The following is a 23,177-nucleotide window of genomic DNA, read 5'->3' on the forward strand; positions in this document are numbered from 1 at the left end:
ATGACGCTCAAGCCCAACGCATGGCAAGAGGCCATGATCTTCATCCTGACGGGAGAGCGGTTCCCCAGGACGGATGAGGACGAGGCCAACATACGCAACCTCGACTACCTGGCCACCAAGGGCAATGTCGACATCCTGAAGGGGAAGATACGCGACGCCATCAAGTACGTCGGCGACGCGCTGCCCGGTGACGTCGGGGCGAGTTTCATCGACTCCATGAACGAGGTCCTGCCCTACCTCGACCAGCTCACCGACGGCATGACCGAGGTGGCGGGCGGGCTGCGGAAGACGGCCATGGACGTCCGCGAGGCCAAGTGGCAGCTCATCGCCGAACTGATCAGGCTGGCGGTGGAGATCGCCGTGCTCACGGCGCTGTCGTACTTCACCGGCGGCACCTCGCTCAGCGCGATCGCCGTGCGCAAGCTGGTCGCCAAGGCCCGGATGCTGGTGATCCTGCTTGAGCTGAGCACACGTCTGCATTTCCTGCCGAGCATCACGGAGGCGATCGAGGAGGCGTTCCAGACCCTGGTGGTCCGGCTGGCCCTGATGAAGTGGGGCCCGGACGGCCAGCGGCCCGACGGGATCGACTGGAAGGACGTCGGGATCAGCGCGTTCGTCGGCGGGCTGGCCGGCGGGTTCGCGTCGATCTTCAGCAACATCGCGAAGGACGTCACCGGCTTCATCGACAAGGTCTTCGACAACACCCTGAAGGACCCGCCGAACAAATGGGGCAAGAACTTCGGCCCCGACGACATCAACGGCCCCGGCAGGCACCGGGGTGGTGGCAACGACGTCCCGAACGGCAACCACCACGACTTCCCCGACGGCAACCACCGCGGCGGCCCGGACGACACGGGTGGCCCCAGGAGCGGTGACGGCCACGGCGACGGCAAGGGCCACCACGATGACGAGCACGACTTCGATCTCAAGGAACAGCCCTTGCAGTTCGTCGCCGACGGTGGGGCGGAGTGGCTGGCCGAGGCCATCACCATGGGGGCGTTCTACGGGAACTTCGGCGCGAGTTGGATGACCTTCGTCGGGGCCGGGCTCAGCGAACGGGTCGAGGCGGGCCTGGAGGCGGGCATCGGGAAAGTCTTCGGCTCGCTGCATGACCTGACGTTCAAGCGCCCCTCGTCGAACGGCTTCAGGGACACGAACACGCGGGACTGGGGCGGCAGGTCCTCCGGCGGCACGGGCGGCATGGGCGGCAGGTCCGGGCATGGCGATACGTCCGGCAGTCGCGGGGAGGGCGGCGGCGGGGGCAACCGGGGGGCCGACGGTACCGGGGCGACCAACGGCGGACTGTCGTCCTCGCTCGACCTGACAAGCGGCCCGACGAACTTCGGTACCGGCTTCGACAGCGGGGGCTTCGACGGGGGGAGCGAGGGGCGCTTCGAGGGCGACGTCGCGAACTTCACCGGGGGTGTGGGGCGCTTCGAGAGCAACGTGGGGACCTTCACCGGGGGTGTGGGGGGCGTCGACGGGAACCTCGGTGGCTTCAACGGGAGTTCCGATGGCCCGCGCACCAGCGGCGGCGGCCCTGTCGACGTCACCGGCACAGCCAACGCGGACGTCAACACGCAACAACCGCCCCTTGGTGACAGCACCGGTGCGAGACCGGTCACCTCGTCCTCCACGGTCCCGGACGTCCCCGCTCGTTCCGGCCTAAGCGATGGGCAGGGCGAGGGAGGGGAGCAGGGCCAGGACCAGACGCACAAGCAGTCCACTCCTGAGGGGAGTTCGGCCGACCGTACGACGGAGGTTCCCGGCGGCCGTCCGTCGACGGCTGACGGTGGCACGCAGCGCGTGACTGTTCCGCCGTCGTCCAGCGGGGTGCCTCAGGGTGTGTCCGGAGACACGGGGAGACCGATCACCTCCTCCTCGACCGCCCCGGACGTTCCCGGTCACTCCGGCCAGGACCAGACGCACGAGGAGTCCACGCCTGAGGGGAGTTCGGCCGACAGCACGAACGACGTCCCTGGCGGCCGGGCGCCCACAGTCGGCGGCGAGGCACCGCACACCGCCGCTCCGGGGTCCTCCACCGGTCACCGCACCACGTATGACAACGGCGACAGCGTCGGTGACGGTGACGAGAACGGCTCTGACAGCGGCTCCGAGACCCCCACGCACCGTGTCGACACACAGACCGACCAGAACCAGAACCGGGAGCCGGACCAGAGCCAGGATCTGACCGGGACTGCGAAGCCGGAGCAGAGCCAGGATCTGGCCGGGACTGCGAAGCCGGAGCAGAGCCAGGATCTGGCCGGGACTGCGAAGCCGGAGCAGAGTCAAGGTCTGGCCGGGACTGCGAAGCCGGAGCAGAGTCAAGGTCTGGCCGGGACTGCGAAGCCGGACCAGAGCCAGGACCTGAGGGAGACCAGGGAGCCGGATGCGAACACGGCCCCGCTCACCCCTTCGCCCTCGCCCGCCCCGCCCGCCCCGTCACCGTCCCCGGTGACCACGTCCTCCAACGCCGGCCACGCCACGGACGTGCCCGGGCAGCGCGCGCCGAACCCGTCCGGCACCGGCCCGGACGGCAACACGAGGGGAAGGTCACCTCTGCCGGAGGTCGACAGGCACGGCGACTTCACGGACGGCGAACACATCGACACGGCGTCCGACGCGGACCTCGCCCTCGCCCGTGACCAACACGCCCAGGCGATACGGGCGTTCACAGACGCCGTCCACTCCGTGGCCGAACTCCGGAACGGTACGCAGCCGGGCGCGGCAACCGACGACGCCGGCCTTCACGAGGCCATGGCCGACGCCGAGCGTGCCTGGGCGGATGTGGCCCGGATCGAGGGCCACTTGCGAGACCTGGGCGTGGATCCGTACGGCCCTGTGCCGGACTCCCAGCCCGACATCGTTCCGGTCGTTCCCCATGACGGCGTCGAGCGTGCGTGGATCGGCCAACAGGTTTCCGCCGAGGATCTGCCCCCCGGCACGCCGGACCCCGAGGCCGACGGCACGGTGGGTCTCGACGCGCTCAGGGCGGCCGGGATCACGATCCCGCCCGCGATGCTGGTGCAGGAGCAACTCGGCGTCGATCAATTCCCGTTGCGGGGCATCGAGTTGTCCAGGGTCGAGCAGGTTCGGGTGTTGATGCTGGATCCCGGGCCGTGGCCGCAGTCCCTCGACGCCATCGCCGCGAACGTGACACGACGGCTGTGGGGGGACGCGTACACGGACTTCGTGAACTCCACGGCGGGGGAGACGAAGGGGAGCCCGGCCGAGGACCCGTCCCGTGCGTGGAACACGGCCACGGCGCTGGTGCTGCCGCCGGAGGCGCACCCCGTGCTCGCCGACTTCCGGTATGCCGGGGCACCGTACCGGGACGCCGTACGGCAGGTCGCCGAGGTGCTGGTGACGGGCGGCGACCCGCGGTCGGCCACCGATCTCGCCGACCGCCTCCGGGACGGCTTGGGCCTGCCGGTCCGAGTCCCCGGCGGGGCGCGGACACCCGCCCGCCCCAGTTCCCTCAAACGGCCGACCCCGCCCCCGGCCGTCACGTCTTCCGACACCCCGCCCGTCGCGACCCCGTCCTCGGACACCCCGCCGGTCCCGGTGGTCACGTCCTCCGATACGCCGCCTGTCGCGGACCTGTTTTCCGGCGCCCCGCCCGTCGGGGAAACGTCCACTGACACGCCCTCGGTCGCGGGCCCGCCCACCGGCCCCCCGCCGGCCATCGATCCACCCACCGGCACCCCGCCGGGCCCGGTTGTGACGTCGGCGGGCATCTCGCCGTCCGCCGAAGCGACCACCGAACCGGCCACCCACAAGCCCGGCGGTCCGAAGACGTCGTCCTCCGCTCCCGTGACGCGGGCCGTCGGGTCCGTCGGGACGGAGAGCAGGGACAGCGCGCCCCCTGCCGGCCGTTCCCGCTTCGCCGTGCCCCCGCGCAGGCACTCGCGCGCCACCCCGCTGACCACCGTCCCGGAGGACGCGCCCCTGACCTTGCCGCCGCCCGTCCCGCCGTCGGCGCCGCCGCCCGTGCCGCCGTCGGCGCCGCCGCCCGCGGCCCCGGCGCCTCGCGGGGTTCGGCCGCCCACCTGGGTCGGCCAGGACATCGACCGGCGGCGACCGCCGCGTATCGACCGTGACCTGCCTCCCGCCCCCCTGGACGGCGGCGGACCGGTGCGGTTCGCCGACGGGTCCCGGCTGCCCGCCTACATGGGCGGCATCGCCGCCCTGCATCCCGGGCTCTCCGCTGACGTCGTGCGCCGTTCCTACACGTTCGGCCAGAGCGACCCCGAGTTGCGCGGCGCCGACCAGGTCGTGGCGGAGGTCGTCGGACGGCTCCCGGGCCGGGTGGCCGCCGCCGCGCCCAAGAAGCGGTGGGGCACCGCCGGGCGGAGCCTGCGGGAGAACGTACAGCAGCGGCTGGCCCGCAATCCGCGCGGCTTCTTCGGCGACGGGCAGCGGTTCACGTACCGCACCGCTGGCGGCCGTACCCGCGTCGTCACGGTGACTGCCCGCCCGTACGGGAACTGGAGCCGGTTCACGTTCGGCTACGCCAACCCGGTCAAGGTCGACACCATGCAGCGGTCCACCACCACGACCGGCCGGACCGCCGTCAACAGCACATCCACCTCGCTGGTGCCGCTGGTGCCGCTCGGGCCCGTCAAGGAGCAGTTCCACGTCTGGGGCCGGGTCCACTTCCGCAAGTCCTGGGGCAAGCGGGCGCAGTACGCGATGCAGAACCAGACGTTCAACCAGATCGAGACCCGTACCACCGACGGATCCCACCCCCACCTGGGGGACGTCTGGTACGACGTCAAGGTCACCGACCGCCTGGGCCGTCCCGTCGACGAGACCGGCAAGGCCGTCCGGGACGGCGGCACTGGGGCGGTCCGCTTCGGTTTCGCCGTCCGGGACGGGGTGGGAGCCCGGCTCGCCGACAGCCTCACCCATGACAAGGCGCTCCCGGAGTCGCTGCCCGACCGGATGGACCTCGGCGGCAGACCCTCCTACCGCCTGGTCAACACCGAGGCGTACGGTCCCGTGGCGCACATCCGCGAGTGGACGCTGCAACAGGCCGGGGTGAAGTCGGACAGCGTCGCCGGATCACAGCTGAGCGACTTCTTCTCCACCGACGGCTTCCACCGGATGAGCCGGGTGCTGAACGCCGGCCGGACCACCACACCGCCGTTGTTCCGTGACTCGGCGGGCCAGTCACCGCTCGGCGTCTTCTCGGTGGAGGTCCGCTCCGGCGACGCGGTCCGCATCAGCGAGACCAAGGCCGCCGAACTGCGGGACATCACCCAGGCCACGATCCGCAACGAACGGGTGGTGGGCCGGTCGAAGAACACCGAGGTCGGCGGTTCGGTCGGGCCGTCCTTCCAGTTCTTCGGCCTGGAACGGGGCGCGTTCGACCTGCGTCTGCTGCTCGGGATCAACGTCCGTTACGGCAGTTCCCGCGGCCGTACCTCGACGACCGGCGGCACCGGCGCCATCAAGGCCGCGGGGCAGGCCAAGGGCGACCCGACCGGGCTCTACATCGTCCAGAAGACGATCACCGTCACCGTGCCGCCCGACACCAAGGCCCCGCTGCCCGACCAGCGGGGCGATGGGGAAGAGCGGCCCGGCAGGCTGCGCAAGAACCCGCCGGGGACGTGGAGCCTGCCGCCGCGCAGCCAGACCTTCCAGACCTGGGCGGTGGAACGGCTGACCCGTACGGAGGCCCGGCGGCTGGCCGGACTCGACGCGGACCCGCCGCACGGCGCCGAGCCCGCCGTGCCGCCGTATCTCGCCGAGGACGACCCGACGACCCTCGGCATGGCCCGCCCGGAGGAGTTCACCTTCGCCGACGGTGCCTTCACCCGCACCGACGGCGGCCGGGAGCGCACCTTCCCCGAACACCTCGCCGAGCAGATGGTCGCCCAGGTCGCCCGGGTCTACCCGGACCTGGTCGCGCCGCTCGCCGAACTCAACCCGGACAACCCGCGCTGGCGCGACGCCGACCACTTCCAGATCGTGCTCTCCAACACCCTGGAGGTCCTGAACACGCTCACCCACCACAGCATGGCGGGCAACCTGGAAACCATGATGACCAGCGGGCTGCGCGTCGCGCTGGTCGACTCCGGCCGTATCACCCGGGGCCTGCGGTACGTGTGGATCGACGCCAGTCTGACCGGGCGGCGGTTCGAGGGGTCGCAGAAGGACCTGCGGCTGCGGTTCAGCGCGCCCGGCAGCGAGAACCTGGGCGGGCAGCAGAGCGGCGGGCGCGGCCTGCACATCGGCGCGGAGGGCCTGCTCTCGGCACGCGACGCCGGCACGGACAACATCGGCGTGCCGCTGCACGCGGGCACGGCCTCGCTCGGCGGACGGTACGGCACCCGGCACGACTCCGACAGCTCCCACGGCCCGAGCGTCACGCACGAGGCCATGTCGATCGGCACCAAGGGCTCCCACCTCTACAGCTACCAGCTCACCATCACCGCACGGCGGGGCGGCTTCTGGCGGTTCCGCAGCCTGCTGCGCGGCATCCTCTTCCTGAACCTGCTGGGCACCCAGCCGTTCGTCTTCTCCGAGCGGGAGAGCAATCTGCTCGGGCCGGCCCCGCACGATCCCCCGCAGGTGGTCGGACGGGTGTTGCTGAGCATCCCGGTGGAACACGTCCCCACGGCCCGCACCACCCCCCGTGACCCGCACCCCCTGCACGGCATGCCGCTGCGCATGCCGCCCCGCCTCGCCCGCGATCTGGCCCTGGCCACCCCCGCCCTGTTCGACCAGGCCGCGCGCCGCCGCCCCCAGGAGCACCAGAGGCACCCCTTCTCCACCCTGACCGTCACCACCCACCCCGGGCTCGCCCAGGCCGCCCAGGAGACGCTGGAGGAGGCGTCCGACGCCTCATGGCTGCTGTCGCAGGAAGGCGCCCCCTCGCACGACGCCGTGCTGCGGGCCTTCCAGAGCCAGTACCTCACCGCCAACTTCGACCAGACCTCCGGCCCGCTGGCCTGGCGGGTGTCCGGGCTGTGGGACAAGGCGCCGTACCTGAACCGCTCCTCGGTCCTCGCGCACCGTACGACGATCGTGCCCCGCAGCCTCACCGCGCTGACCGGTGCCATCCCGGTGGACACCGAGACCACCATCGGCGGCATCACCCCGGCCGCCGGCCGCAACTCCCGCGTCAGCACCCTGTTCTTCGGCGGCCAGCTCGGCTACCTGCACTCCCACCACACCGGCCCCGGAGTGACCGGCACCTACGGTGTCGCCGTCAGCCCGTACCGGCTCGACCGCTCCCGGGTGCTCACCGTGTCGCGGTCCGCCGTCGCCGAGATCAACCGCAAGGACTTCAACCGCCAGGTCCTGGTGAACGGTGACGTCCAGCACGAGATCGCGGCCGCCTCCTCCACGGTCGGCCAGAAGGCGCTCGGATGGCGCGGGATACCGCGCCGGCTGGCCGGGTCCGCCGGGCGGCGGCTGCGGGTCGACGACGGCTGGACGGGGCACATCCCGGAGAAGAGCGCCTACCGGCTGGGCCTGCTCACCGACCACTGGAGCGTCGACCGCCAGGGCGGCGTCCCCCTCTACACCCGCCGCTCCTGGTCACCGCAGCCGTGGCTGCTGGACAACCCCTTCGGCGGATTCCCGGTGAACTCGCTCAACGCGGCGTCCGTGCTGCTCGACTTCGACCAGAAGCTGCGCCCGCTCGGCTGGTCCAAGGCGGACCGGGACGCCGTCCTGCGGCTGATGTCGGACCGGGTGGTGCGGGCGCTCGGCAAGGAGATGGTCGGTTCCGGTTCCTCGGTGAGCGCGGGAATCGGCCGCTGGGGCTCGAAGAGCGTGCAGTTCTGGATCGGTGAGCGGCAGGCCAGGGCCCGCGCGGAACTGATTCCGGTCCGGGTGCCGCGCACCCGGGCCGACACCGACACCGAGGGTGACGGGCCGGGGTTCGCGGGCCTCGGTCACAGCGTGGAGCTGGAGGAGCACCGGCAGGCGGTGGAGACCGTGCAGGAGGGCCGCGACCGGGCCTCGGGCGCCAGCATCGGAACCGTCGTCACCGAGGGCGTGCACACCGGCAACGACACGGTGCGGGCGGCGGGCCCCACCTACTCCGAGGTCGGCTCCACCCAGCAGAACGTGGGCCAGAACCGTTCCGAGGGCAGCGTCCGCATCGCCACGGCGACGACCACCCAGGCGCACGGCGAGTACGTCACCCGCTACCGGCTCCGGCTGAGCCTGGAGGTCACGGACACCGGGGACGCGCACGGCACCCCCGACGCCGGCCGTGCGGCCACCACCGAGGGCGGCCTCAAGGAGCGGGCCGGTCGATGGGCGCGCAAGGTCACGGGCCGACGCCGGTTGTCCGTCGTCTCCGAGGGCGACGTGGGCGACCTGATCGAGCACTACCCCCTCAGCCTGATGCGTCCCGACCCGATCGCCCCGGCCGAAGGCGGCGCCGGGGAACCCGATCCGCTCGCCCCGCCGGCCCTCGCGCCGCCCGGCGCTCCCCGCAAGGTGGCCCTGCCGCGCGCCATGGGCCCGGGCGGCTGGCACGACGTGCCGCATCCGGGCGACCGCGGCACAAAACCGTTCACCCTGCCCGAGGACGGTTTCAAGGTCCGCCGGATCATCGGCCTGGACCAGCTGCACGACGCCAACACCCTGGCGTTGGCGGCCGCGTACGACTCCTCCCTCCAGGTGCCGCGGGACGGCCGGCCGAGTGAGCAGTTGCTCGGCAAGGCGCTGGACACCCCGCTGACCCGGGCCGGCACCGGCTCCGCGCAGAACCTGGAGGACGGCACCGGCAACGGGGCGCTGACCGCCTTCTACGACCGCACGCTGACCGCGCAGGGGTACCAGGTGCCGGGCCTGACCGACCGGGGCTTCTTCGGCGGCGCGGACGGCGACCTGACGCTGTACTCCAAACCCGACTTCGGCGGGGCCGAACTGCTCGCCGTCACGGACGGGATGAAGCACGAGGCGCCCAAACGGGACACGCGCGCCGGCGGCATGTCCGCCAGCCGCGTCGGCACCACCGAGTCCTCGCTGGGCGGCGGGCCCGTCACCTCCACGCAGAACACCGGCTCCAACCAGATGGGAGCCTCCGGACCCGGTGACTCCTCCGCCGACTCCGAAGCCTTCACCGCCAGTGGTGACCGGCTGGCCTCGGTCAACGTCAAGCCGAACACGACGCGTTCGTTCCTGTTCGCCATCCCCACCACCTGGCTGAGCGTGGCCGCCGTCCGTCACCACGTCAAGGACAGCGGGGCGGTACGGCTGCTGCGGGGCCCGTTCGGCGACACCGCCCGCGCGCCGCAGGCGGTGGCCACCGACACCGCAGTGCTGGCCTGGGTGCGTGAGGACATCGCCCGCGACCTCGGCCTCATCGACGACATCCGCTTCCCGCCGAAGCTGGCCAAGGCGTGGGACGCGGTCACCAAGGCGGACAAGGCGTGGACGGCCGCCGACAAGAAGTACTGGGACCTGCGCCGCGGCGAGGGGGCGCGGCTGGAGACGGCGCTGGAACAGGCGGAGCGGGACCTGGCCGGGCTCGTCGCCCGCGACCCCGAGACCCTGCCGCAGATCGTCGCGGCCCGCGACGCCCACCGGCGTGTCCAGGCCGAGACCGAGTCCGCGGAACCCGAGCACGACGGCTGGGCCGCACTGCAGGAGGAGCAGCTGGAACGGGCCGGGAAACGGCTGGCGGACCTGCGGCGGGCTGCGGCGTTCGAGGTGAGTGAGGCCCGGCGGCTCCGGGACGAGGCACGGGCCCGACTGAACGCGTTCACCGGGCGGTTGCAGCTGGCCCGCACCACCGCCGAGGCACTGGCCGGCGAGTACGCACGGGTGCGCGAGGGCGTGGACCGGCTGACCCGCTGGCACCAGCTCAACGCCACCGAGGCGGGACGCCGGCAGCTCGGTACCACTCTTGAACCGGCCGAGGTCACCTTCACCCCGCCGCCGGCCGACGGCGAGAGCAAGCCCCCGGAGCCCAAGAAGGACGACGGCAAGAAGGACGAGACCAAGAAGGACGGCGGCAAGAAGGACGGCGGCAAGAAGGACGGCGGCAAGAAGGACGGCGGTGACCGGGACGGCGGTGAGAGGAGCGGGACCGACGGCGGCGCCGGCCGGGGGACCCGTCCCGCCTACGCACGGCCGCCCTGGCAGCCGGACCCGGCGCGGGCCGAGGTACGCTTCGACGCCGCCACCGACCACCGCACCCTGACCGCCACCGAACCCGACGGCCGCAGCCGGGTCTACGACCTGCATCGGCCGGACGTGGACGGCAACGGCTTCTTCGCTGCCGTCGCCCACGCCCTCGGCGGCCGGCCCATGCCCCTCGCCGAGCTGGCCGCCCGGGTGGCCCGCAGCCGCTACATGCCCGACGACCCGGCCCTCGATCCGGACGCGGTGTTCCACACGCGGGAGTTGGACATCAGGATCGGCCGCGGCTTCTCACGCGACGCGGCCCTGCGGGCCGGTGTCGAGGCCGACGGGGGACGCCTGACCGACGCCGTACGCGACGGGCTCACCCCCTTCCAGCGGCGGAGTCTGGTGCGGCTCCATGTGCAGCGGGCCCGCCGCTGGGACGACGACACGGCCGACCTGGCCGCGGCCCTGACCGCGCGCACGCTCGGCGTGAACCTGACGGTGGTCGAGGAGGACGGCTCCACGCGGCGGTACTCCGGCGCGGGGCCGCGCGCGACCGGACCGGTCGGCGAGGCGACCGTGTACCGCCGGGGCGACTCCTACCTGTCCGCCCTGCCCCGCCCGCACGCCCCCGCGACGGCCGTCACCGAGCGGACGACCACGACCACTTCACCGCTCCCCGCGCCGCCCGCTTCGACGCCTCCACCTCCGCCCCCGCCTCCGCCGATGCGGGTGGTGACGGAGACGGAGTCGAAGCCGGTGACGCCGACGGAGTCGACGTCGCTGACGACGCCGGTGACGACGGTGGCGACCGAGCCGTCTGTGGACAGGGGGCTGGGCGTGGACCCGGCCGCGCTCGACGTCCCGGTCTCCGACCTCGACGAGTCCCAACGTCGGTGGATCGCCCGGCAGTTGACGGATAGCGACCTTCCGGCCGATCGCTCAGGACTCGGCATCTCCGACCCCGAGGGCATCTACGACGCCGACGATCCGGTGGACCAGGTCCGCGAGCTGATGGTCGGCACCGGTCACTGGCCGCAGCCGATCCGTGCCGTCGCCGCGCGCGCGACCCTGCGGCTGTGGAACGAGACGTACGCGCGGTTCGCGGACAGCGCGCTGGAAGCCGACCCGGGAGCCAACCGGGGGGACATCCGGCGGAACTGGTACCGGGCCCTCGGTCTGATCACCCGGGTGGAGCGGGAGTCCGCCTTCGCCGACCCCCGGCTCGCCGTGGACCATGTCCGGGATGCCGTACGGCAGGTGGCGGACCTGCTGGTGACGGGCGGTTCGCGGAGGGAGGCGAGGACGCTCGCCGACCGGCTCCGCGGCGATCTGGGCCTACGCCCCCCGGAACGGACCGACACCCACTTCGTCCCCCGGACTACCCCGACACCCCCCGCGCCCGAGCCACCCACTCCGGCCCCAGCGCCCGAGCCACCCGCTCCTGTCCTGGGGCCCGCGCCCGAGTCGTCTGCTCTGGTTCCGCCCCCCGCGCCCGCGTCGCCCGCTCCTGTCCCGGGGCCTGTGTCCGAGTCGTCTGTTCCGGCTCCGGCGTCCGTGTCCGAGTTGTCTGTTCCGGCCCCGCCCGCCGCGCCCGAGTCGTCTGTTCCGGCTCCGGCGTCCGTGTCCGAGTCGTCTGTTCCGGCCCCGCCCGCCGCGCCCGAGTCACCTGCTCCGGCCCCGGCGCCCGAGCCACCCGCTCCTGTCCCGAGGCCCGTGCCCGCGTCGGCCGCTCCTGTCCCGGCGCGCGCGCCCGGGTCGTCTGCTCTGGTTCCGCCCCCCGCGCCCGCGTCGCCCGCTTCCGTCCCGGGGCCTGTGTCCGAGTCGTCTGTTTCGGCCACGGCATCCGTGCTCACGTCGGACGTCTCGGACGTCGGTGTGGCCGCGCGGGTCTCTGACAGCGCGTCTTCTGTCCTGACGAGTTCCACACCGGCCGCCGATGTGCGGACATCCGGTGAGACGCGCTCCCAGCACTCGGCCGCCACGCTCTCGGTGGCCGCCGCCGTACCGGTCCCGGCACGGCCCCGGCCGCACATCGACTTCGCCGAGGGCGACAAGAGCCTCGACGAGGACGGGCTCCAGCGGATCGGTGAACTGGCCAAGGAGATCGTGTCCCAGGGGCTGCGCGAACTGAGCGCCGGGCTGAGCGTTGCCGAGATCACCGTCACCGGCTACGGCAACGGCCCCCGGTTCACCATCGGTTCCAGCGCCGTCCGGCAGGCGGAGCACACCGGCAGGCGCCGGGCGCAGGCCGTGGCCGACGAGCTGCGTGCCGCGATCCGCCGTGAACTGGCCGCGTCCGGTCCGGCGTCGGCGGAGGTGCGGGCGCGCTGGAACAAGGCGGTCGGGGTCGACGACTTCCCGGTCGCCGTGCGCAGCGGGGGGCGTACGGTCCCGGTGAGCGGTATGACCTATGCGGCGGACGGGCCCCTCGCGCGGCGCCGGGTGGTCATCGACGTCGAGCGGTCGCCGCTGTCCCCCGTGCTCGACAGGCTGCAACAGCTCTACCCGCAACTCGATTTCTTCGGATCCACCTCGTCGTCACTGAGTCTCGACGAGGTCGCGGACCTTGCGCTGAGCTTCCCCGCCGGCACGGCTGCCGCCCGCGGCACCGGGCAGGACAAGCTGCGTGACCTGTACGACCTGGTGGCGGACGCGATGGCCGCCGGGCGGGACTCCAGCGCGGCGGCCCTGGCCGCCTACCACCTGAGCAGGCAGGGCGTGTTCGAGGACGACACCCTGCTCACCGAGAACGGCACACCTCGGGGCCGAAACTGGATCCAACAAGCCGGCAAGGAGGCCGACGACACCGCCACGTATCACCAGGTGCCATTGACCGGGAGCAACGGCATTCCCCTCCCCGGACCTTGGGCGAAGGCCGGCGCGCGCGCCCCGTACGTGGTCGCCACCCATGGCGACCACGAGACAGTCAGGCTGGCGCTGCCCGACGGCAGGCGGTGGCGGCTCTCCCGGGAGGTGTTCGCCGAACTCCTCACCATGGATCCGGTCCTGGCGGGCCAGGACCGCGACGTTCCGGTGGTACTGGTCTCACCGAGGGCCGCCGACATGGGCCTGGACCTGCCCCGTCTGACCTCGTTCCGTACCCGGCGGACGGTCTGGGCCCACACCGGTCGCCTGAGGCTGGGCGAGGATGCGCAGACCTCCCGCCGGCGTATCAACGTGTCCGACGAACGTGTGATGCAACACCCGTTGGGCACCTGGATCGCCAGCGAACCGGACGACTGGGCCCAGGACGACCAGTCGGACGTGTCGGCGGAGCTGCCCCTGACGGACGGAACCACCGTCCATGCCGACGAGATCAAGAGCGTCACCCTGCCCGTCGACGGCCGTTCGTCCGGCCGGATGCTGATGGGCACCCGTGACCACTGGGCGCGTGAACCGGACGCCTCCCACATGCTGTCGTCCACGGAGTGGTACGCCTTGGACCCCCTCACCAACGAGCCGGTCGGTGGCCCGCGTCCGGTGCCGTGGAAGGGGCGTAAGCCTTACTTCCTGTGGGTGCACGGAAACCCCGGGCGAACCCAGGTGGTCGGTACCGACGGACGGCACAGAACCATGCCGGGCCCCTCGACCGGCCGTTACCTCCGCCGTCGCCCCAGCCTGCGCAGACTCGCCCCGGACGTTCCGATCGTGCTCATCTCGTGCTGGGCGGACAGCCTCGCGAGCGAGGAACGGCCCGACCATGACCGGCCCGCCCCCTTCGTCAGCGATCCCCTCGCGGTCACCTCCGTCGCCCAGGACGTCGCCAACGACAACCGGCGCACCGTCTTCGCGCCGAACCGGACGCACTTGACGCAGGACCTTGGCGGGGGATCCCGGCATGGGGTGTACACATCCTCTCTGGGGACCCAGGCCGAATGGCGGGAGGTGCGGCCGGAGCCGGATGAGGCCGGTCTGGACGCCGTCGCGCGGATGGCGGGTCTGGACGATCCGGCCATCGGTGCGGGAGAGCGGCGGGATGCCGCTTTGCGGCTGGTGCGCACCGTGCGTCGGATCTTCGGGGTGTCGGTGGAGGACGACCGGAACGAATACCGGGAACTGCTGCGCGGGCTGGGCGCTCTGGAGGTCATGCGGCGGCGGGATAAGTACTACGCGTTCGGGGGTGTGTTCACGCTCGATCTGCTGGAGCGGGTGACATGGGCGCACACCGGACAGCGGCCAGTGGCCGGAAAACCTGTGCCCCCGTCCCTGCGTCCGGCTGATGTGCGGGCCACGCTCCGGGCCGCGCGTGCCGCTCTGGACGCCGACAGCCAGGCGCAGTTGTCGGGGTTCGTCTCGTTGCCTGCCGTGCACCGGGCGCGGGAGCTGCTGATGGCCACGGGTGGTCCGCTTGCGCGGACCCGCCAAGTGCTGGGCATGGCGGCGGGGGAGAGTGTCACGCCGGCTGATCGCCGGGCGTTCGTCTGGGCCGTGGTGAAGGCTGTCGAGGCGGTGGACAACCATCCCGACGCGGATGCCCTCACCCGGCGGGTGTTGCACCTGCCGGCCGGGCAGGACCCCCGTGATCCGGCGCATCGGGACGCGTTGTTGTGGACGGCTGCCGGGGCGGCGGCGATCGGCCGTGACGTCCACAGTCCGGTCGTGCTCGCTGCTTTCGACCTGCAGCGGCATGGTGCGTTGGACGACGGCAGCCTCGTCTCCTCCACGGGTGGTGGTGCTGCGGGGCGGAACTGGTCACCGCGTGCGGTCACCGGCCGGTTGGAGACCGGACGGTACACCGTGGTGGATCCGACCGGGGGGCGTGCGTCGTCGGAACATCCGACGCCGTGGGCCGCGGGACCTGATCGTGGCCACCCGTACTTCGTGCTCCTCACCCCGGGTGCCGAACCGGACACGGTCGCCATGCCATGGCCCGACGGGACGACCCGGTCCGTTCCCTACGCGGAAATCGCCGAACTGGCCCGCCATGACCGGGTGATGCGGGGCATGACGCCTGTCAGCGGGGTGCGTGTCGTCCCCGTGGGCCTCGGCCCGGACACCGGGAAACTCGTCGACCTGTTCACGGACCGGGCCTCCGTCGGCCGCGGCGTGATCGCGACTCTGCGCCCGCTGGAACTGCGTCACGACGCCACCAAGAACACGATGTCCCTCGAACTGACCGTGCCGCCGCCCTACAACGACAGCAACTGGACCCTCCACCGCCCCCCGCCCCTACCGACCCCGGCCCCGGTCACGGCCCCTGCCCCTGCCCCGGCTCCGGTCACGGCCCCTGCCCCGGCCCCGGTCACGGACCCTGCCCCTGCCCCTGCCCCTGCCCCTGCCCCGGCTCCGGCTCCGGTCACGGCTCCGGTCACGGCCCCTGCCCCGGCTCCGGCTCCGGTCACGGCCCCTGCTCCGGCTCCGGCTCCGGTCACGGCTCCGGTCACGGCCCCTGCCTCTGCCCCGGCTCCGGCTCCGGTCACGGCCCCTGCCACGGCCCCTGCTCCGGCTCCGGTCACGGCCCCACCCCCCGCCACGGCTCCGGCCCCCGCCCCGCCCCCGGTCACCACGTCCAACGGCACCTCTGCCGGCCCGCGGACACTGACCTCCGCGCCCGTCGATCCTGGTTCCCCAACTGGTTCCCTCGGCTCGGCGGACATGGACCTGGACACACCCGAACCGGAGGAGACACTCGCTCCCGCACCGCCCGCCCCCGACGCCCGGTACCACCAGGCACTCGTCCGGATCTTCGGTGGCGGCATCACCCGCAACCGGCTGTATGCGCAACTGCACGACACCGTCGGACGGTTGGACCGGCTACGGCAGTCCGCGCAGGACTCCGCGCTGCGCGAGGGGCCGTTCGACCTGGACGCCGTGGCCCGCGAGGTGCTGCTCCTCGACCCGGGAACCGCGGTGACCGACGAGCACCACGGGGACCTGTTCCGTATCGCCCTCGACCCGGCCGTGGCACAGGCCCGCGGCCTGGCGACGCTGACCGCCTTCGGTCTCACCCTCCGGGGCAGCCAGTCCCCGGCGACCGCGCTCACCGGCTCCGACGGCACCCCGTACGGACGCAACTGGATCGACCGGCCGGGCACCGGCGAGCACCTGGACCTGAACCTGGACACCACGGCGGTGCTCGTCGAACACGACGGAACATTCGAGGCGAACGACCCCCGGCCGGCACCGTGGCGGCCGGCGCCGGGTCGGCCACGACCGTTCGTGCTCCTGGCGGGCGGCAACTCCGAGGCGGTCACCGTGGAGTTGCGCGACGGCACCGAGGTCACGGTGGGGCAGGAGGTGTTCGTCGAACTGCTGGCCATGGACCCGGTGCTGGCACAACTGCCCCAGGACGTCCCCGTGGTGCTGGTCGTCCCGCGCGGCGGAGCCGGGGAGCTGAAGCTGCCGCGCGCACTCGCCGACCGGCTCGGCCGCGAGGTGTGGTCCACCAGCGGTACGCCCGCCCTGAGCACACCGGACGACGTGACGCCCGCCACGCTCACCCTGGAGAAGAAACCGGGCGTGCCACGCGGTGACTGGATCCGCAGCAGCCCCGGCGAGGTGGTACCGGAGGACCGCACGGACGTCCCCGAGTGGGAGCGCCGGATGGTCAGCTTCGCCCTCGTCGCCGACGAGGACGGCCACCCGCAGCTCGGCCGGGCGCTGTTCAGCCCCGCCGAACTGGCCGGGAAACGGGAGCATCTGTATCGCAACCTCCACAAGATCACGTCCTATCGGCAGGTGCACCCCGGTTCGTTCGCCAGTACCCCGGCCATCCCGCTGAACACCGGCGCGCGTCCCGGCGAGCGGGTGTACCACCTCATCCTGCACGGCCTGCCGGACAGCCTGTCCGTACCGCAGGAGGACGGCAGGACCTACCGCGCGTCCGGCGAGAGCTTCACGGGCTGGCTCAAGCGACGGCCGAGCGTGCGCCGGCTCCGCGACCAGGACTGGATCTACCTGGAGGCGTGCTGGGCCGGTCGAAGCGCCGACGGCGGGAACGCGAACACGGCCGGGAACGTCGCCGTCTCCCTGCCGCCGACCGCCGATCCGCTCGCGGACCTGCCGGTCGCCCAGATCGTGGCGAACGGCACGCGGAAACGGGTACAGGCCGTGGACCGCGCCACCGGTCACCAGGAAACGACCGGCCCGAACCCGAGCTTCTGGAAGGGGGTGTACACCGACGCGCAAGGGCGGTACGGCCGGATCCTGGAGTTCTGGCCCGAGCCGCTGGACGCGGAACTGGCCGACCGCGCCCGCACCGCGGGCCTGCACACCGACGCGGGACCGGTGCCGAGGGAGATCCTCGACCGGACCCTGCGGCTGGTGCGAGCGCTGCGGCTGGCCCTCGGCCCGGGCATCGACGAGGACCCCTCCTACGACGACCTGCTCCGCGGCATCGGCGCGCTGGAGGCGATGGGGCACCGGGATCCGAAGCTGGCCGGGACGGGCCCCTTCACCATGGACCTGTTCCAGCGTGCGGCCTTCGCCGACCGGCGCGACCACGGCGGCGGTCCGGGCCCGGTGGACGCCGCCGCCTACCGCGGTCTGCTCACGCGGGCGGCAGCCGCGCCCCAGGGCACCGCGCTGACCGACTTCGTCCGGGTGCCGCACCTCGTCGGGGTCGCCCAGCAGACACGCTCCTTCAAGGACCCTTCGGCGACGGCCGCCAAGGTGCTGCGCCTGGACCCGTCGGCCACGGTCGGCGAGCGGGAGACCTCACGCCTGTTCTGGGCCCAGGTGAGATCCTTCGAATGGCTCAGCGGGGTGGCCGACGTGGGCGGCACCGCCGCCAGGGTGCTGCACCTGAACGCGCCCGACCCCGCGAAACGCGTCGAGCTGGGCTGGCTGGCCACCAGGGCGATCGCCGCCGGACGCAACCCGAACAACCTGGTCGAGCTGGCCGCGTTCCACCTTGAGGAACGGGGAGCCTTCGCCGCGCAGACCGGGATGCGCGACGCCGCCGGCCGGCCGTCCGGCCGTAACTGGGCGCAACCGCTGCCGACGGGCGCGCACCTGGACGCGTCCGTTCTGGGCACCGTGACGCCCGGGCCCGGCGGCGGGCTGCGCCGCACGGGCGAGGCCCCCTCGCCCTGGCTCGCCCAGGGCAAGGATCCCGCGTACGTCGTCTCGGTGGGCGGTGCCGGCTCCGGCCGGACCTGGCTCAACCTGCCCGGCGGACGGTTCGCCGTGCCGGACGCGGAGGTCGCCGAACTCATCGCCCGCGACCCCGATCTCGTCGGCCGTGACCTGTTGACCACCGACATCGTGCTGGCCGGAGCGCCGGCCGGTGCCGCGGCGCCCCAGCCCGGCGCCCCGCTCCCGCTGCGGCACGAGGTCTCCTGGGCCACGGCCCGGCCCGTCTGGACGTCATGGGGGATGGCGGGACTGGGGCGCGCCGGGAACAACGGGCCGTTCTCCGTGGGCGGAAGCTCCGCCGCCGACTGGGCCGCCACCAAGCCCGGCGACGCGTGGCAGGCGCGGCAGCTCACCCAGTTCTCGCCGCCACCGACGGGCCGGTCGCCGATCGTCGTCACCGCCGCGGCCCCGGCGACCGAGTTCACCCCGCTCAGCGCCGCCGCCCCGCCCCCGGCACCGGCACCGGAAGCGGCGGTCGGCGCGGACACCGACACGAGTTCCGACGACTGGTCCGACCTGGACGACGAGATGTCCGACACGGATCTGTCCGACACGGATCTGTCCAGCGCGGATCTGTCCAGCGCGGATCTGTCCGACACGGATCTGTCCGACACGGATCTGTCCGACACGGATCTGGACGAGCTGTCCGTCCGGCATGGTGCGAAGCCCGACTCCGATCCGGGCAAGCTTTCCCCCACGATCCCGCGTCCTGCTTCGGACTCGCGTCCTGCTTCGGACTCGCGTCCTGCTTCGGACTCGCGTCCTGCTTCGGACTCGCGTCCCGCCTCGGACCCTCGCCCCGCCCTGGATCCGCACCCCACCCTGGATCCGCACCCCACCCCGGATCCGCCTCCCGTTGCGGCGCCCGTGCCCACGTCGTCGTCCGTGTCCGGTGCCGCGCCCGCTCCGGTCGTCCGCGCCACGTCGTCCCCGGGGCCCGGTGCCCCGTCGGCCGGTGACGTGCCCGCCTCCGCAAAGGCGCGCTCACCGCACCCGGCGCGTACGCTCGCGGTGACCGCCGCCGTACCGGTCCGGGCACCGTCCCGGCCGTACCTCGACTTCGTCGAGGGCGACAAGGGCCTCGATGAGGAAGGGCTGCGGCAGATCGATGATCTGGCGCGGCAGATCGTGGCCGACGGGCTGCGCGATGTGAGCGCCGGGCTTCGCCTACCCCAGATCGCCGTCACCGGGTACGGCAACGGCCCCCGGTTCGCGATCGGTTCCGGGGCCGTGCGGCAGGCGGAGCGCACCGGTCAAGGCCGGGCGCAGGCGGTGGCCGATGCGCTGCGTGCCGCGATCGGCCGTGAACTGGCAGCCTCGGGCGCGGCGTTGGCCGCGGTGGGGGCGCGCCGGGGCAGACAGGCCCGCGTCGAGGACTTCCCGATCGCCGTGCGCAGCGGGGGCCGTAGCGGACCGGCGAGCGACAGGGCTGTCGCGACGGACGGGCGTGCCGAGCGGCGCCGTGCGGTCATCGACGTCGAGCGGTCGCCGCTGTCCCCCGTGCTCGACACGCTGCGGCGGCTCTACCCAGGGCTCGATCCCCTCGGGACCCGGCCCTCCTCGCTGAGTCTCGCCGAGGTCGCCGAACTGGTTCTGGGCCGCCCAGACGCCGACCCGGCCGCCGACCCGGCCGCCGTCCCGGCCGCCGTCCCGGCCGCCGCCCAGGCTCCCGCGCACCAGAGCGGTCACTCGGCAGCACCCGGGAACTCCCTCGACACCGATGCCGTGCCGGACGAACTGCGTGACCTCTACGACCTGGTGGCCGACGCGATGGCAGCCGGGCGGGCCACCGGCGCGGCCGCCCTGACCGCCTTCCATCTGAGCCGGCAGGGCCTGTTCTCGGACGACACCCTGCTCACCGCGCCGGACGGCACACCGCGGGGCCGCCAGTGGACGGACCAGGCGGGCAAGGAAGTCGACACCGCCGAGTTTCACGTGGTGTCGCTCAGGAACTTCACCAGCACGCCCCAGCCCGGTCCTTGGGCGGCGCGGGCCGGGGCGCCCGACCCGTACCTGGTCGCCACGGCGGGCGGCGACCACACGGCAGTCGAGCTGGCGCTGCCCGACGGCAGGCGGTGGCGGATCTCCCCCAAGGTGTTCGCCGAACTCCTCACCATGGATCCCGTCCTGACGCGCGCCGACCCCGCCGTTCCGGTGGTCCTGGTCTCGCCGAAGGCCGCCGACATGGGCCTGGAACTGCCCGGCCGGGCCGCGTTCCGCAGCGGTCGGACGGTGTGGGCACACACCGGTACGCCGGTGTTGGGCAGGTATCCGCACAGCGCCCGCCGTCGCGTCAACGTGCTGGACGACCGTGACGCCGGGCTGCCGCTGGGCGCCTGGGTCGCGAGCGAGCCGGACGACTGGGCCGAAGCCGACCCGTCGGACGGGCCGGCGGAGCTGCTTCTGACCGACGGGACCACCGTCCACGCCGACGAGATCAAGAGCGTCACCATGCCCCTGGACGGGCGCTCGACCGGCCGGATGCTGATGGACGGCGACGGCCAGTGGTTGCGCGAAGGAAGCGTCGCGGACCTGGTGTCGTCCAGCCAGTGGTATGCCGTCGACCCGATCACCGAGAGGCCGGTCGGTGCCCCGCGCCCCGTGCCGTGGCGTGGGCGCAAGCCCTACTTCCTGTGGCTGCACGGACGGCCGGGCCTGAACCACGTGGTCGGTACCGACTCCCGACCGAGGAACATGCCGGGCCCGTCGACCGGCCGTTATCTGCGCCGCCGGCCCAGCCTGCGCAGACTCGCCCGCGATGTTCCGATCGTGCTCATCTCGTGCTGGGGTGACGCGGCCGCCAGCGGCGAGCAGGTCGGCTACGACAGCCCCACCCCCTTCGTCGCCGACCGCCTCGCGGTCACGTCCGTCGCCCAGGACGTCGCCAACGAGAACAAGCGCACCGTCTTCTCCCCCAACCGCATGCACGTCTTCTGGAACGACGGTCGCAAGGCCGAACAGGGGGTGTACACGTCCGCCCTGGGGTCCCTGGCCGACTGGACGGAGACGCGGCCGGAGCCCGACCAGGACGGTCTGGACGCCGTCGCCGAGACCGCCGGTCTCGGCGGCCTGCGGATCGACGCGCGGGAGAAGCGGGACACCGCCCTGCGGCTGGTACGCGCCCTGCGGCTGACCTTCGGCGTCCAGGTGGAGGACGACCGCAACGCCCACCGGGCGCTGCTGAGCGGCCTCGGCGCCCTGGAGGTCATGCGGCGGCGGGATGCGGACCGCGCGGGTGGTGGCGCGTTCACCCTCGATCTGCTGGAGCGGGTCACTTGGGCGCACACCGGACGGTGGCCCGTGGCCGGTACCCCGCTGCCCCCGTCCCTGGACCCGGCCGATGTGCGTGCCACGCTTCAGGCGGCGCGTGCCGCTGTGGACGCCGACGGCACGGCAGCCCTGTCGGCGTTCGTCTCCCTCCCGGCCGTCGACCGGGCACGGGAGCTGCTGGCCACGGGTGACCTCGATGCGCGGGCCCGGCAGGTGCTGGGGATTCCGCCCGGCCGGAGCGTCACCCCGGCTGACCGCCAGTGGCTGCTGTGGGCCACCGTCAGGGCCGTCGAGGCGGTGGACGACCACCCGGACGCCGATGACCTCACCCGGCGGGTGCTGCACCTGCCGCCGGGCGAGAATCCCGGTGACCCGGCGCATCGGGAGACGTTGCTGTGGACGGCGGCCGCGGCGGCGGCGGTCGGCCGTGACGTCCACAGCGCGACCGCGCTCGCCGCCTTCGACCTGCAACGGCACGGCGCGTTGGACGACAGCACCCGCGTCTTCGGCACGAGCGACCGTGCCGTGGGACGGAACTGGTCGCCGCACCCGTACACCGGCCTGCTCGACACCGGACGGTACGCCGTGCTCGATCCGACCGGTGGCCGCACTCAGCCGGACTACCCCACTCCGTGGACCACGGGACCTGACCGCGGCACCCCGTACGTCGTGGTGCTGGCTCCCGGCACGGAACCGGACACCGTCGCCATGCCGTGGCCCGACGGGACCTCCCGGTCCGTGCCCTACGAGGAGGTCGCCGAACTGATCCGCCACGATCCCGACATGAGGGCGACGCCCCCCAGCGAGACGCGCATCGTCCCCGTGGGTCTCGGCCCGGACACCCGGATGTTCGGCAAGGCACTCGCGGGCCGGGACGCCGTCAGCCGCGTGGTCGTCGCGACCCGGCGCCGGACGGATCTCCGGGAGGACCCGTCGACGGGAGTGATCGACCTCGTGATGACCACCACGGAGTACAGCAGGAGCGGGGACTGGACCTTCATCCGCCCGAGGCCGCTCAGGCGCCCGGCCACGGTCCCGCTCCCCGTCGCCGTGCCCGGCGGCACCTCGACGTCCTCCCGCGCCTCCGCCGCCCCCGGGACCAGGTCCTCCGTGTCCCCGACGGTCCCCGTCGCCGTGGCCCCGCGGGCGCCGCGGCCGTCCGCCCCGGACCCGGACGCCACGGTGCTGACCTTGCGTCAGCCGGTGGGCGGCGGCGACTGGTTGCCGGCAGCCCTGGCGGGCGCGCTGCACACCGGGGCGCCGGGGCGGCTCGGCCGACCGGGCCTGGGCGCGGTGCTCTCGGGGCCGGACCCCGCCGACGCGCTGCACCGCTGGGTCGAGTCCCGGCTCGCCGAACCCGACGCGGCGCACCGTGTCCCGCGCCTCGCCGCCGACGACTGGGCAGGAACCCGCACCACGCTGACCATCGGCGAACTGAAGGCTGTGGGCGCCGAACTGACGGGCGACCAACTCGGATACGCCACCCTCGCGGGAGGGCTGACACCGGCAGAGGTCACCCTCTCCCTCGCCCAGCGGTACCGCCTGCTGCGGCAGTGGGGCGACGCCGACGCCACCGTCACCGAGACCGCCGCCGTCCTGGCCGCTGCCGATCTCGGCATCCGCATCACGCTCACCGAACGGGACGGCTCCGTACGGCACTTCGAACCGTCCCCGGCGGACGAACCACTGCTGAACCGACCGTGATCCCCCGATCGCCTCTCCCACCACCTGGA

Annotated in this window: 1 protein-coding gene; it reads left to right on the plus strand. The window is 73.1% G+C overall.

Annotated elements, in window-relative coordinates:
• Positions 1–23,148, plus strand: coding sequence for a lonely Cys domain-containing protein (locus ABT245_RS05940; protein ID WP_351729128.1), 23,148 nt, complete (start codon positions 1–3; stop codon positions 23,146–23,148).
• Positions 23,149–23,177: the final 29 nt, after the last annotated feature.

It is taken from the genome of Streptomyces sp. NPDC001508, from assembly GCF_040298665.1.
Taxonomy (GTDB): domain Bacteria; phylum Actinomycetota; class Actinomycetes; order Streptomycetales; family Streptomycetaceae; genus Streptomyces.